The following is a 12,944-nucleotide window of genomic DNA, read 5'->3' as shown; positions in this document are numbered from 1 at the left end:
CCGGACGCACGTCCGGCTTCAGAGAGACCGGATCGCGGCGGGCAGCGCGTCGGCGACCCCGGCGGCCGTGAGCGGGGCCCCGTCGGCCGCGACGCTTCCGGCGAGCCCGTGCAGGTAGGCGGCGATCGAACCGGCGTCCTGCGGGCCGAGCCCCTGGGCGAGCAGCGATCCCCCGATGCCGGACAGCACGTCGCCGGTACCGCCGGTGGCCAGCCACGGCGTCCCCGTGCGGTTCACCCGCGTCACCGCGCCCTCCTCGGCGACGATCGTGGTGAACCCCTTGAGCAGCACGGTGACGCCCAGCCCGGCCGCCGCCGCCCGCGCGTGCGCGAGCGGCGCCGCCTCGATGTCGCGCCGTTCCGCTCCCGTCAGCCGCGCCAGCTCGCCGGCGTGCGGGGTGATCAGGACAGGCGCGGTACGGCGGAGCAGCGGGACGTCCTCGGCCACGATGTTCAGGCCATCGGCGTCGACCAGCACCGGCACGTCGGTCGCGAGCACCCGCCCGGCCATCTCCCTGGCCCACTGCCCGGTGCCGAGCCCGGGACCCAGCACCCACGCCTGGACCCTGCCGACGTCGTCCAGCGTGGGCTCGTCCAGCTCCGTGATGACCGCCTCAGGCCACCGCGCCCGCACCTGGCCGGCCGGACGGGCGGGCCCGACGTAACGGACCATGCCCGCGCCCGCGTTCAGCGCACCCCCGACGGCCAGCACGGCGGCGCCGGTGTACAGGTCGCTGCCCGCGACGATCCCCACCACGCCCCTGCGGTACTTGTCCGTCCCGGTGCCCGGGCGCGGCAGCATGTCCCGCACGGACGCGCGGTCGAGCGCGCCGACGTCCGGCTCAGGCAGGTACGGTCCGAGCCCGATGTCGATCAGCTCCACCTGCCCCGCGTACGAGGCTCCCGGCTCCACCAGCAGCCCGGTCTTCCACGCCCCCATCGTCACCGTCACCCCGGCCCGGACCGCGCTCCCCTCGACCCGCCCGGTCGACGCGTCCACCCCGCTCGGCACGTCCACCGCCACCACCGGCGCCCCGGCCCGCCCGGCGATCTCCGCCAGCCCCGCGTACGGCTCCCGCAACGCCCCGGAGACCCCGATCCCGACCAGCCCGTCGACGATCAGCTCCGCCTTCTCGACAGCCTCCCGAACCTCACCCGAGAATCCCCCGGCCCCTACAGCAGCGGGACCCTCACCACCGGACTCCGCGGAGCTGTGAGCGCCCGTGGTCGATGCGCCCGCCGAGAGCCCGATCACCCGCCCGCCCGCTCTCCGGAGGGCCGCCAGCCCCGCGGCGTGGGTCCTGGACCCCGCCGGCACCGCCGTCACCCGGGCGCCCCGGCTGGCGAGGCTCGCCCCCGCGTAGAGGGCGTCGCCGCCGTTGTCGCCGCTGCCCACGAGCAGAACGACGCGGCTCCCGTACACCCTGGGCAGCAGAGAGGCGCAGACGGCGGCGAGGCCGATCGCGGCGCGCAGCATGAGCGTGCCCTCGGGCACGGTGGCCATCAGCGTCCGCTCGGCGGTCCTGATCTGGTCGGCGGTGTACGCGGTGAGCATGCCCCTACCCTTCGGCGATCACGTAGGCCATCGCGACGCCCCCGTCGTGGCTCAGCGAGACGTGCCAGCGCTTGACCCCCAGTTCGCGGGCCACCTCGGCGGCCCCGCCGGTGACGCTGAGCTCGGGTTTGCCGCTCGCGTCGCGGCGCACCTCGGCTTCCAGGTGGCTGAGCCCGCGCGGCGCGCCCAGCGCCTTGGCGACGGCTTCCTTGGCGGCGAACCGCGCGGCCAGTGACTGGATCGCGAGATCCCGCTCGATCTCGGTGAACAGCCGTTCGCGGAGCGCGGGCGTGCGCTCCAGAGCGGCGCGGAAACGCGCGATGTCGACCACGTCGACCCCGATGCCGAGGATCATCGTCCCAGGCTACTCAGGGAAGCGCCGATCAGAACGCACCCCGCTGCCAAGGTCCCCAGATGGCGATGGTGCGGCCCTGTTCGGCCTGGACGTTCACGTACAAGGTGTGACCGCCGGGCCCGAACGTGGTGCCGGCGAACTCGGCGCCCGGGTCGCCCGGGACGGGTTCGAGGCGGCAGAAGTCGAAGATCTCGCCGTTCCGGGTGAGCCCGCGCAGGTGGTTGTCGCCGTCGCCGTCCTCGCAGAGCACGAGCGTGCCCCGGCCGCTGACGGTGACGTTGTCGGGCAGGTCGAGCGCGGCGGCGCGGGGCGACTGGTAGACGAGCCTGAGGGCGCCGCTGCGCGTCTCGTACGCCCAGACCTGGCCGCGCCCGTCGCCGAATCCCTCGGGCGGGTCGTGGTCCGGGTCGGGGTCGCCGCCCTGGGTGGAGACGAAGTAGACGGTGCCCTGGTGGTGGACGGCGCCTTCGAGCCGGGCGAAACCGGCGGCGCCCGCGGCTCTGCCCTGGTCGCCGACGGCCCGCCCGGCTTCGGCGCGGGAGGTTCCGGCGGGGAGTGACGGGTCGGGGTCGTCGATGTCCACCCAGGTGACGGCGGAGGCGGTGCCGACGGGGCGGCCTGTGGACAGGTCGGCGTTCGGCTCGCCGTCGATCGCGAGCATCTGCAGCTTGCCGCCGTCGAGGAGCCGCCCGGCCCGCGCCGGGTCCCGGGGCGGCACGTACCGGTAAAAACCGGAGGGGTGGTGGTAGTTGTCCTCGGTGAGGTAGAGCGTGCCGGTGGCGGGGTCGTAGGCGGCCGCCTCGTGCGAGAACCGTCCCGCGGCCCGGATCGGGCGGGCGCTCGCGACGCCCTTCAGCGGCACCTCGAAGACGTAGCCGTGCTTCCTGGTCAGCCGGGCGTTGCCGGCGCCGGTCACGTCGGGGCCGTCGACGGTCTCCTCGCAGCTGATCCAGGCACCCCACGGCATGGGGCCGCCCGAGCAGTTCCGCACGGTGCCGGTGAGTGAGGGGCTGATGGCGAGCACCTCGCCTTCACGGGTGACGCGCAGGGTGACGGTGCCGCCGCCCGCCATCCTGTCGTAGGCGCGGGCCGGGTCGCCGAACGCGCCGACCGGACCTTCGATTTCGTGGTTGCGTACGAGGATCGCGGTGCCGTCCGGGCCGGGGAAGGCGGCCATGCCGTCGTGGCTGCCCGGTACGACGCCGCCGCCGGGCAGCCGCTCGCCTGCCGCGCCGAACGAGCGGTAGCGGAAGCCTTCGGGCAGGTGTAAGCGGACCTCGCCGTCGGCCAGGTCGCGCACCGGCCGCAACCTGCCGTAGCCTCGGCGCGGCCCGTCGCCCTGGACCGGCCGGACGCCGCCGTTCGCGCCCGCGCAGGCCACCCCGGCGAACGGCCCGGCCGCCAGCAGGGCCGCTCCGGCGAGGAAGCTGCGACGGTCCATACGCCCTCCGACGGCGAACGAGGACTCATTCCCCGAACTGATTATCGGTAATCCCCCGATTTCATCCACAGCCTGTGGATACCCCGGCCGATGGGTGACGCGCACCACGTCGTTACTCTGCCAAGGTGAACAACGGCTACGTTGAACTGAGCAGGGAGCAGTGGAGCGCGCTCCGCGAGAACACGCCCTTGACTCTCACCGCGGACGAGCTGGAAGAGCTCCGCGGCGTGGACGACCCCATCGATCTGACCGAAGTCACCGACATCTACCTGCCGCTGACGCGGCTCCTCAACCTCCATTTCACCGGATCCAAGCAGCGCAGCAGCGTGCTGAGCGAGTTCCTCGGGCGGGCGGAGCGGCCCGTGCCGTACATCCTGGGCATCGCCGGCAGCGTCGCGGTCGGCAAGTCGACCACGGCCCGGCTGCTCCACACGCTGCTGGCCAGATGGCCCGAGCACCCGCACGTCGAGCTGGTGACGACCGACAGCTTCCTCTACCCGAACGCGGTGCTGGAGTCGAAGGGCATCATGCACCGCAAGGGCTTCCCCGAGAGCTACGACCGCCGGGCGCTGGTGCGGTTCGTGGCGGAGGTCAAGGCGGGTACGGCCGAGGTCCGCGCCCCGGTCTACAGCCACCTGGAGTACGACATCGTCCCCGGCGCCCACCAGGTCGTGAAAAGTCCGGACATCCTCATCCTCGAAGGCCTCAACGTCCTCCAGCCCGCCCCGCCCACCTCCCTCGCAGTCAACGACTACTTCGACTTCTCCATCTACGTCGACGCCAAGGTGGAGCACATCCGCACCTGGTACGTCGACCGCTTCCACAAGCTCCGCCGCACCGCCTTCGAAGACCCCAAGTCCTACTTCAAGTACATCGCCGACATGCCCTACGACGAGGCGACGGAGTTCGCCGTCAACGTCTGGCGCGACATCAACGAGCGCAACCTCGTCGAGAACATCGCCCCCACCCGCGGCCGTGCCGACCTGGTCATGCACAAGGGCCGCGACCACTCCGTACAACGCCTCGTGCTGCGCAGGACCTGACCCCCGACCCCACCCCGGCCGGGCCCCCGAACCGGACTCAGGGATGACCCCCATTCATCCCCTGGTACGACGATTCGGGGCAACCCGGCCGGTAGGGTCCGGGGCATGCACATCCTCGCCATCGAGGGGCTGACCAAACGCTTCCCCACCGTCACGGCGCTCGACCGGCTCACGGTCACCGTCGGACCCGGCGTCACCGGCCTCGTCGGGGCGAACGGCGCGGGCAAGTCGACACTGATCAAGATCCTCCTCGGTCTGCTGCCCGCCACCGAGGGCCGCGCCGCCGTGCTCGGCCTCGACGCCTTCACCCAGGGCCCGGAGATCCGCAGGCTCGTCGGCTACATGCCGGAGCACGAATGCCTGCCCCCCGACGTCTCCGCCACCGAGTTCGTCGTCCACCTGGCGCGCATGTCCGGGCTGCCGCGCACCGCCGCCCGCGAGCGCGCCGCCGACGTGCTGCGCCACGTGGGCCTCGCCGAAGAGCGCTACCGCCCGATCGGGGGCTACTCCACGGGCATGAAGCAGCGGGTCAAGCTCGCCCAGGCGCTCGTCCACGACCCCAAGCTGATCTTCCTCGACGAGCCGACCAACGGGCTCGACCCGCGCGGCCGCGACGAGATGCTGACCCTGGTCCGGCGCATCGGCGCCGAGTTCGGCATCAGCGTGCTCGTGACCTCCCACCTGCTCGGCGAGCTGGAGCGGATCTGCGACCACGTCATCGTCATCGACGGCGGCCGGCTGCTGCGCTCGTCCGCGATCACCGAGTTCACCCAGGCGACCGAGACCGTCGCGGTCGAGGTCGACGAGGGCGCCGACGCGCTGGCCGGGCGGCTGGCCGAGCTCGGCCAGACCGTCACCCCGCACGGCCGCACGCTCCTGGTCAAGGTGAGCGGCCCCGAGACCTACGACGCCGTCCGCGACGCCACCGCCGACCTCGGCCTCTGCCTCATCCGCCTGGAGCAGCGCCGCGGCCGCATCGAGGACGTCTTCAGGGAGGAGGCCGCCCGTGTCTGAGATCTACGACATCGGCTACCGCAACTACGACGGCCCCCGGCTCGGCCGCTCCCACACCACGCTGGCGCTGGGCGTCCACACCCTGCGCGGCATCTTCGGGCTGGGCCGTCCCGCCCGCTCCAAGATCATGCCGTTCTCGCTGGCCGCCATCATGATGTTCCCGGTCGTGGTGTCGATCGCCACGATGGCGACGCTCCAGCAGCGCGCCGGCGACTACAGCGGCTACGCCGTCCTCATGCAGGCCGTGGTGGCCATCTTCCTGGCCTCCCAGGCGCCCACCGCGGTCGCCCCCGACCTGCGCCACCGCGTCCTGCCGCTCTACCTCTCCCGCCCGGTCACCATCACCGAGTACGTGGGAGCCAAGGTCGCGGCGATGACCCTGGCGCTGTTCATGCTGGTGGCGGTCCCGCTGACGGTGATGTTCCTCGGCGAGCTCCTCATCGACATGCCCGGCCCGCCGCCCACCGGCGAGTTCTTCGGCGCGCTGGCCATGGCCGCGGTGCTGGCCCTGCTACTGTCCACCGTCGGGCTGGCCCTGGCCGCGCTGACGCCCCGGCGCGGGCTCGGCGTCGCCTCGGTGATCACCGTCTACCTGCTGGCCACCGGCGCGGCGCCGATGGTCTGGGGCGCGCTGTCGGAGTCCGGCTACCACTCGGCCTCCGCCTGGGGCCTCCTGATCAGCCCGTTCTGGCTGGTCGACGCCGTGCAGGCAGCCCTGTTCGGCACCCCGGCCCACGCCCCCGACGCCTACCCCGGCGGCCCGGTGCCGACCCTGATCGTGCTGGGCCTCATCGCCGCCGCCGTGGCTGTCCTGTCCGCGCGCTACCGGAAGGCGGCCTCGCAGTGAGGATCGAGCTCTCCCAGGTCTCCCGCTGGTACGGCAACGTCGTCGCGGTCAACGACGTCACCATGACGATCGGGCCGGGCGTCACCGGCCTGCTCGGGCCCAACGGCGCCGGCAAGTCGACGCTCCTCCACCTGATGGCCGGGTTCCTGGCCCCCTCCAGCGGCACCGTCACCCTCGACGGCACCACCGTGTGGAAGAACCACCACGTCTATCGCGACATCGGCCTGGTGCCCGAGCGCGAGGGCGTCTACGGCTTCCTGACCGGCTGGCAGTTCGTGCTGTCGGCGGCCCGGCTCCACGGCCTGCCCAACCCGGAGGAGGCGGCCCGCAAGGCCCTCGCCACGGTCGAGATGGAGGAGCCCAAGGACCGCCGGGTCGAGACGTACTCCAAGGGCATGAAGCAGCGGGTCAAGGTCGCCGCCGCGCTCGTCCACGACCCCGCCGTGCTCCTGCTCGACGAGCCCTTCAACGGCATGGACCCGCGCCAGCGGCTCCACCTGATGGACCTCATCCGGTCGATGGGCGCCACGGGCAAGACGATCCTGTTCAGCTCCCACATCCTGGAGGAGGTCGAACGGGTCGCCCAGCACATCGAGGTGCTGGTGGCGGGCCGTCACGCCGCCTCCGGAGACTTCCGCGACATCCGCCGGCTCATGACCGACCGGCCCCACCTGTTCCGGATCCGCTCCAGCGACGACCGCAAGCTCGCCGCGGCCCTCATCGGCGACGAGTCCGCGGGCGGCGTCACCCTCGGCCGCGACGGCCTGGAGGTGCAGGCCACCGAGTTCCGCCGGTTCGCCCGGCTGCTCCCCCAGGTGGCCCGCGACCAGGGCGTGCGCCTGCACGAGGTGTCCCCCGCCGACGAGGACCTGGAAAGCGTCTTCTCCTACCTGATCAACAGGAGCAGCTGACATGAACACCGTCGTGGCAGGCATCACCTACCGGGCGCTGCTGGGCAGGCGCAGGGTCGTGCTGCTGCTCCTGCTGCCCCTCGCGCTGATCGCCCTGGCCCTCATGTTCAGCTTCTTCGGCGGCGGCGACCAGCGCACCGCCGTGCTGCTGATGCAGAACTTCGCCATCAGCACGCTCCTGCCGCTGCTCGGCCTCATCGCCGGCACCGGCGTGATCGCGCCCGAGATCGACGACGGCACCATCATCCACCTGGTCTCCAAGCCGATCTCCCGGCCCGTCATCGCTCAGACCAAGTTCGCCGTGGCCGCCTCGCTGGTGGCCGTCTTCGCGGCCGTGCCGACCTACATCGCCGCCTGGATCCTCGTGGGCACCGAAGACGGCATCGCCGCCGGCTTCGCCGCCGGCACACTCGTCGCGGGCATCGCCTACGCCGCCGTCTTCCTGCTGCTCGGCGTCGTCACCCGCCACGCGGTCACGATCGGCGTCATCTACGCCCTCGTCTGGGAGTCGCTGGTCGGCAGCCTCGTACCGGGCGCCAAGCGCTTCTCCATCCAGCAGTGGGGCCAGACCGTCGCCGACCAGATCACCGTCTCCCCGTTCTTCGAGGCGGAGGTCGCCCTCGGCTTCGCCGTCCCGGCCCTCCTCGTCGTCACCGCCGCCGCCGTCTTCTGGGCAGGCCGCCGCCTGCGCGTCTTCTCCCTGACGGGCGACGAATGACAGCGGCTCCGGGTACGGATCCCGTACCCGGAGCCGGTCAGGCGCAGACGGTGCGGACGACGTCCGCGAGGTGTTCCGCGACCTTGGTGGCGTGCTCCTCCGAGGAGGCCTCCACCATGACGCGGATCATCGGCTCGGTCCCGCTGGGCCGCAGCAGCACCCGGCCGGTGTCGCCCAGCTCCGCCTCGGCCTCGGTCACGGCCGTCTTGAGCTCGGGCGCGGAGGCCTTGTCCCGGTCGACGTCCTTGACGTTGATCAGGATCTGCGGCAGCGCCGTCATCACCGACGCCAGCTCGCGCAGCGACTTGCCGGACCTGGCCATCACCGACAGCAGGTGGAGCGAGGTGAGCAGACCGTCGCCCGTGGTGGCGTGGTCGAGCATGATGACGTGGCCCGACTGCTCGCCGCCCAGGTTGTAGCCTTCGGCCTTCATCCGCTCCAGCACGTAGCGGTCGCCCACCGAGGTCTCGATCACGGTGATGCCCGCCTCGCGCATGGCCAGCTTGAAGCCCAGGTTGGACATGACGGTCGCGACCACGGTGTCCTTGGCCAGCGAGCCCCGCTCGTGCATGTCCATGGCCAGGATGGCCATGATCTGGTCGCCGTCGACGACCGCGCCGGTGTGGTCGACGGCCAGGCAGCGGTCGGCGTCGCCGTCGTACGCGATGCCGAGATCGGCGCCGCGCGAGACCACGACCTGCCGCAGCTTGTCGAGGTGGGTCGAGCCGTGGCCGTCGTTGATGTTGAGGCCGTCGGGCCGGGCGCCGATGGCCTCGACCCGCGCGCCGGCCCGCAGCAGGGCCTCGGGCGCCACCATGTGGGCGGCGCCGTGCGCGCAGTCGACCACCACGTCGAGCCCGTCGAGCTGCCCGCCGACCGTGCCGAGCACGTGGCTGATGTAACGGTCGGCCTCGCCGTACGCGTCACGCACCCGCCCGACGGACGAGCCGACGGGGAAGCTCCACGACTCGCCGAGCCGCCGCTCGATCTCGTCTTCGGCCGCATCGGACAGCTTGAAGCCGCCCCTGGTCAGGAACTTGATCCCGTTGTCGGGCGCCGGGTTGTGGGAAGCCGACAGCATGACGCCGAGATCGGCGCCGAGCGCTGCCGTCAGGTAGGCGACGGCCGGGGTGGGCAGCACGCCGAGGCGCAGCACGTCCACTCCGGACGACGCGAGGCCGGCGACCACGGCGGCCTCGAGGAACTCCCCCGAGGCACGCGGGTCCCGGCCTACGACCGCCACCGGTCTCCTGCGGCTGGAGCCGGTGGCGAACACGCCTGCATCGCCGAGGACATGAGCCGCCGCGACCGAGAGGTCCATGGCGAGCTCGGCAGTGAGGTCGCGCCCGGCGACCCCACGCACCCCGTCGGTGCCGAACAGCCGCGCCAATTTAGCGCTTGCTGTACTGCGGAGCCTTACGGGCCTTCTTGAGGCCGTACTTCTTCCGCTCCGTGGCGCGGGCGTCACGGGTGAGGAAGCCGGCCTTCTTCAGCGGCGGGCGGTTGACCTCGACGTCCAGGAGCGCCAGCGCACGGGCCAGGCCCATGCGCAGAGCGCCGGCCTGGCCGGTGACGCCGCCACCGTCGATGCGGGCGATGACGTCGAACGCGTCCTCGGCGCCGAGCACCGCGAAGGGCTCGCTGACGATCTGCTGGTGGACCTTGTTCGGGAAGTAGGCGTCAAGCGAACGACCGTTGATCGTCCACTTGCCGGTGCCGGGAACGATGCGCACGCGGGCGATCGCCTGCTTCCGGCGGCCGGTGCCGTACGAGTTGCCCGTGGTGACGGGCTTGCGCACAGGCGCGTCAGCGCTGGCGGCGGATTCGGTGGTGTACTCGGACGGGAACTCCTCGCTGACGGAGAAGTCGTCCTGCTCGGCCTCGACGGCCGTCTCGACACCGGTGGGCTCAGCCACGGTTCTCCTCTGAATCTTTCGCTCGCCCCATCAGGGGCAACGGCGTGGGGTTTCCCCCGTAAAAATCAACTCGGTTCGTGCGGGGAAACCCCGCAGGTGACTACTGGGCGATCTGAGTGATCTCGAAAGGCACGGGCTGCTGGGCCTGGTGCGGGTGGTCGGGACCCGCGTAGACCTTCAGCTTCCTGATCATCTTCCGGCCCAGCGAGTTCTTCGGCAGCATGCCCTTGACGGCCTTCTCGACGGCCTTGTCCGGGCGCTTCTCCATGAGCTCGCCGTAGGTGACGGAACGCAGGCCGCCCGGGTAACCCGAGTGGCGGTACGCCTTCTTCTGCTCGAGCTTGTTGCCGCTCAGCGCGACCTTGTCGGCGTTGACCACGATGACGAAGTCACCGGTGTCGACATGGTTGGCGAAGATCGGCTTGTGCTTGCCGCGGAGCAGGGTCGCGACGTGGCTGGCCAGCCTGCCCAGGACGACATCGGTCGCGTCGATGACGTACCACTGACGCTGGACGTCGGCGGGCTTCGGTGAGTACGTGCGCACGGTCGTAGCCTTCTTTATGCTCGCGTCTTCGGCGCGCCGCCGGGAACGGCGGCGCAATGGGGTCGGTCGGTGCGGGCACGCGACGGCCCGGACCTTCCGTCTCCCGGCCCGATGGGCCTTGACATGGGAGATGACGCCGGACGCGCCGCGCATCGGTCACGCGGACCTATGCACACAACGAACGAGAGGCTACCCGCCCCCGAGAGGGCAGTCAAAAGACACCGGTAACCTGACGTGATTCTACCTGATCACAGAACGAATCCATTTCGGTTCCCGGTAATCCCTTCTTTACCAGGACCCCGCATCTCTATCGTTGGTGACGGTATGCGGCAGAGCTCTCACAACCGGCACACCCAGCGGCGCCGGAGCCACCTGGGTGTCGTGGGCTTGCTCGCGGCGGCTCTGTTCACCGGCGTGCTGCTCGGCCGCATGTCCGGCGAGTCGATGCCCGACGACCACATCTTCCTCAACGAGACGACGCCGACCACCACCGCCGAGCCCTCCCCCGAGCCCACGCCGGAGAAGGCCCAGCCGCAGGCCGAGCGCATCCCCCGGCAGGTCGCCGCCGCCACGCCGCGCGGCAGCGTGACCGCCCGGCCCAGCAGGAGCCCCGGCGGCGAGATCGCCGGCTTCACCGACCCCGACCCGGTCCACGTGCTCGGCCACGACCAGTCGATCAAGAGCATGCCGGACGTCGCCGCCGACGTCGTCCGCCTCACCAACGCCGCCCGGGCCAAGAAAGGCTGCCGCCCGCTCAAGATAGACGCCAGGCTCACCCGGGCCGCCCGCGTCCACTCCATGGAAATGGCGAAATCCGGGCAGTTCACCCACGAATCACCCGACGGGGCGTCGCCCTGGGACCGCATGGAACGGGCCGGGTACGTCAACGGCACCGCCGAGAACATCGGCCGCGGCTACTCCTCCGCCAAGGAGGCCGTCCAGAGCTGGCTCGCCAACCGCGACCACCGGCGCAACATGCTCAACTGCGACTTCAACGCCGTCGGCGTCGGCGTCGTGTCAGGCCCCGGCGGGCCTTGGTGGACGCAGGACTTCGGACGTTCGTGACCACCTTCACGGTAATGTCTCCGCATGGGTTTTCCCGAGGAACCACAAACCGGCGCAGACGGTACTCCGCGTCGTTCTCGTCGAGACCGCCAGCCCCCGACCGGCTCCGGCTTCTTCACGCCGGCGCAGCAGAACACCGACGGGCAGCCGCCGACCGGGTCATTCCCCCAGGCCGGCAGCGCTTTCACGCCCCGTCAGCAGGGCGACGCGTTCAGCCCGCGCGGCGGCCGGCCGGGCTCCTCCGACCCCTTCGCCTCCGGCCCGCCCACCGGCCCGCTCGGCGCCGATCCCTTCACCTCCGGCCCGGCAGGTTCACCCGACCCCTTCGCGTCCGGGCCGCCCACCGGCCCGCTGGGCTCCCCCGACCCCTTCGCCTCCGGCCCGACGGGCTCCCCCGATCCCTTCGGGTCCAGCCCGACGGGCTCCCGCGATCCGCTCTCCTCCGGGCCGCCCACCGGCCCGATGGGAGCCGCCTCCGGCCCGCCCGGCGGTTCCGACCCCTTCGCCTCCCGCCCGTCCGACGCCTTCACGCCGGGCAGCAGGAAGCCGCCGCCCGGCGCTCCGCAGCCGCCCACCGAGGCATTCACGCAACCCCCCGCCGGCGACACACCGCCGCCCGCGGACGACGCCGCTCAGGAGCCGAAGGACGGCGGACGCGGCAGGCGCGGCAGGTCCAAGGCGGCCAAGCCGGACAAGCCCGGAAAGTCCGAGGAGAAGCCCGAGAAGGACGAGAAGGCCAAAACCCCCCGGCAGACCTGGAGCCCCTACGACGAGGGCCCCCGCTCCCGCGGGCCACTCTGGGCCTCACTCGCCGGCCTCGGCGTGCTGGTGCTGCTCGGCGGCGGCCTGGCGGTCATGTTCAACACCAAGAGCCCCGAGACCGTCTCCAGCGCGGAGCTCCGCACCTCCGCCCCCCTGCCGTCGGCCCCTCCCGGCAAGTTCGGCTACGCTGGCAGCCGCAGCACCGACCCCGACCCGCTCACCGTCAAGGAGCTCTTCAGGTCCAAGAAGATCACCGTCTCGGGTCGCGCGTACCAGATGACGGTGACCAGCAAGGACAAGAAGTGCGCCGACGGCGTCCACGGCGACAAGCTCGGCAAGGCCCTCAAGTCCGGCAAGTGCACCCAGATGATGCGGGCCAGCTTCCGCGACAAGAAGGGCGAGGTCATCGGCACGGTCGGCGTCGCCAACCTCAGCACGACCAAGAACGCCACCAGAGTCGCCAAGGCCGCCGACAAGACCAACTACGTCAAGCCGCTCGCCGGCAAGGACGAGGTGACCAAGTTCCTCGGCTCGGGCAGCGGCGGCGCCAAGGTGTGGACGCACGGCCACTACGCCGTCATGGTCTGGTTCCAGCTCAAGGACGGGTCCGAACCCGACAAGAAGGTGTCCAAGCGCCTCTTCCAGGCGGCCGACGACATCACCAAGTCGACGGTCTTCAAGGCTCTCGACGCCCGCAGCCTGACGGGCAGCCGGGCGGCCTGATCGTCACTTCGTACGAGAAAATATCGCAAAAGTGACGATCAATCCGGCCGG

General features: G+C 71.5%; 13 protein-coding genes. 7 read left to right on the top strand and 6 right to left on the bottom strand.

Features of this window, described 5'->3' with window-relative positions:
• Nucleotides 1-18: 18 nt before the first annotated feature.
• From AB0J42_RS25575 to AB0J42_RS25565, 3 genes are read right to left on the bottom strand one after another with little or no spacing between them, the layout of a single operon-like run.
• Nucleotides 19-1,554 (bottom strand): NAD(P)H-hydrate dehydratase, encoded by a 1,536-nt coding sequence (locus AB0J42_RS25575; protein ID WP_364298582.1) that lies wholly within the window; start codon nt 1,552-1,554, stop codon nt 19-21.
• A 4-nt stretch (nt 1,555-1,558) separates the two neighbouring features.
• Complete coding sequence (locus AB0J42_RS25570; RefSeq protein ID WP_364298581.1) at nt 1,559-1,909, bottom strand: holo-ACP synthase; 351 nt, start codon at nt 1,907-1,909, stop codon at nt 1,559-1,561.
• A 28-nt stretch (nt 1,910-1,937) separates the two neighbouring features.
• Entirely contained in the window at nt 1,938-3,350 is a 1,413-nt protein-coding gene (locus AB0J42_RS25565) for an alkaline phosphatase PhoX (protein ID WP_364298579.1), read from the bottom strand.
• Nucleotides 3,351-3,475: 125 nt separating this feature from the next.
• Here AB0J42_RS25565 and coaA point away from each other — a divergent pair, with 125 nt between their 5' ends.
• The 5 genes from coaA (at nt 3,476) to AB0J42_RS25540 (ending at nt 7,883) form a co-directional block, all read left to right on the top strand.
• A complete protein-coding gene (gene coaA / locus AB0J42_RS25560; RefSeq protein WP_364298577.1) occupies nt 3,476-4,393 on the top strand; it encodes a type I pantothenate kinase in 918 nt (305 codons plus the stop codon).
• 105 nt (nt 4,394-4,498) lie between these two features.
• Nucleotides 4,499-5,407: an ABC transporter ATP-binding protein gene (locus tag AB0J42_RS25555; protein ID WP_364298575.1), complete on the top strand. Its 909-nt coding sequence runs from the start codon at nt 4,499-4,501 to the stop codon at nt 5,405-5,407.
• Nucleotides 5,400-6,254 (top strand): ABC transporter permease, encoded by an 855-nt coding sequence (locus AB0J42_RS25550; RefSeq protein ID WP_364298573.1) that lies wholly within the window; start codon nt 5,400-5,402, stop codon nt 6,252-6,254. The genes AB0J42_RS25555 and AB0J42_RS25550 overlap by 8 nt, the downstream gene beginning before the upstream one ends.
• Nucleotides 6,251-7,165: an ABC transporter ATP-binding protein gene (locus tag AB0J42_RS25545; protein WP_364298571.1), complete on the top strand. Its 915-nt coding sequence runs from the start codon at nt 6,251-6,253 to the stop codon at nt 7,163-7,165. The genes AB0J42_RS25550 and AB0J42_RS25545 overlap by 4 nt, the downstream gene beginning before the upstream one ends.
• Before the next feature lies 1 nt (nt 7,166).
• Nucleotides 7,167-7,883, top strand: a complete 717-nt coding sequence (locus tag AB0J42_RS25540) for an ABC transporter permease subunit (RefSeq protein ID WP_364298569.1) — start codon at nt 7,167-7,169, stop codon at nt 7,881-7,883.
• A 37-nt stretch (nt 7,884-7,920) separates the two neighbouring features.
• Here AB0J42_RS25540 and glmM read toward each other — a convergent pair whose 3' ends face one another.
• From glmM to rplM, 3 genes are all read right to left on the bottom strand, one after another.
• Nucleotides 7,921-9,273 carry a phosphoglucosamine mutase gene (gene glmM / locus AB0J42_RS25535; protein WP_364298567.1) on the bottom strand — a complete coding sequence of 451 codons (1,353 nt, stop codon included), beginning with the start codon at nt 9,271-9,273 and terminating at the stop codon, nt 7,921-7,923.
• 1 nt (nt 9,274) lies between these two features.
• A complete protein-coding gene (rpsI, locus tag AB0J42_RS25530) occupies nt 9,275-9,799 on the bottom strand; it encodes a 30S ribosomal protein S9 (protein WP_364298565.1) in 525 nt (174 codons plus the stop codon).
• A 100-nt stretch (nt 9,800-9,899) separates the two neighbouring features.
• The gene (gene rplM / locus AB0J42_RS25525) at nt 9,900-10,343 is read right to left on the bottom strand and encodes a 50S ribosomal protein L13 (protein ID WP_364298563.1); all 444 of its coding nucleotides are present in this window, start codon (nt 10,341-10,343) and stop codon (nt 9,900-9,902) included.
• 324 nt (nt 10,344-10,667) lie between these two features.
• Here rplM and AB0J42_RS25520 point away from each other — a divergent pair, with 324 nt between their 5' ends.
• Nucleotides 10,668-11,408, top strand: coding sequence for a CAP domain-containing protein (locus AB0J42_RS25520; RefSeq protein ID WP_364298561.1), 741 nt, complete (start codon nt 10,668-10,670; stop codon nt 11,406-11,408).
• Nucleotides 11,409-11,432: 24 nt separating this feature from the next.
• Nucleotides 11,433-12,893 carry a hypothetical protein gene (locus AB0J42_RS25515; protein WP_364298559.1) on the top strand — a complete coding sequence of 487 codons (1,461 nt, stop codon included), beginning with the start codon at nt 11,433-11,435 and terminating at the stop codon, nt 12,891-12,893.
• The last annotated feature ends 51 nt before the right edge of the window (nt 12,894-12,944 follow it).

Origin of the sequence: Nonomuraea sp. NPDC049649 (genome assembly GCF_040675175.1) — a bacterium.
In the GTDB taxonomy this organism is placed as follows: domain Bacteria; phylum Actinomycetota; class Actinomycetes; order Streptosporangiales; family Streptosporangiaceae; genus Nonomuraea.
This window is presented reverse-complemented; position numbering and strand designations above follow the sequence as displayed.

Coding starts and splice junctions, on each gene's coding strand:
- AB0J42_RS25565 (WP_364298579.1), bottom strand. CDS start 3,350: ATGGACCGTCGCAGCTTCCTCGCCGGAGCGGCCCTGCTGGCGGCCGGG.
- AB0J42_RS25575 (WP_364298582.1), bottom strand. CDS start 1,554: ATGCTCACCGCGTACACCGCCGACCAGATCAGGACCGCCGAGCGGACG.
- AB0J42_RS25540 (WP_364298569.1), top strand. CDS start 7,167: ATGAACACCGTCGTGGCAGGCATCACCTACCGGGCGCTGCTGGGCAGG.
- AB0J42_RS25520 (WP_364298561.1), top strand. CDS start 10,668: ATGCGGCAGAGCTCTCACAACCGGCACACCCAGCGGCGCCGGAGCCAC.
- AB0J42_RS25515 (WP_364298559.1), top strand. CDS start 11,433: ATGGGTTTTCCCGAGGAACCACAAACCGGCGCAGACGGTACTCCGCGT.
- AB0J42_RS25570 (WP_364298581.1), bottom strand. CDS start 1,909: ATGATCCTCGGCATCGGGGTCGACGTGGTCGACATCGCGCGTTTCCGC.
- AB0J42_RS25555 (WP_364298575.1), top strand. CDS start 4,499: ATGCACATCCTCGCCATCGAGGGGCTGACCAAACGCTTCCCCACCGTC.